General features: G+C 57.8%; 1 tRNA gene. It reads right to left on the reverse strand.

Annotated elements, in window-relative coordinates:
• Positions 1-112 precede the first annotated feature (112 nt).
• Positions 113-188, reverse strand: a tRNA-Ala gene (locus E4K09_RS04665).
• Positions 189-223 lie beyond the last annotated feature (35 nt).

Below are 223 nucleotides of genomic sequence, written 5' to 3' on the forward strand. Positions count from 1 at the left end.
TTTACGATTTCAAACATCCGCGCTTCCCGCACACAAGAGGGGAGGCGCGAACCTCATGACAAGATCCTTCGCGCCAAAGCGCAAAGAATTCCGGAACCCACCCCTTAAGGACTGGTGGAGCCTGTCGGGATCGAACCGACGACCTGAAGCTTGCAAAGCTACCGCTCTCCCAGCTGAGCTAAGGCCCCGTTGACAATGGTGGGCCTGGGACGACTCGAACGTC

This window comes from Microvirga pakistanensis (assembly GCF_004458765.1).
Taxonomy (GTDB): Bacteria; Pseudomonadota; Alphaproteobacteria; order Rhizobiales; family Beijerinckiaceae; genus Microvirga; species Microvirga pakistanensis.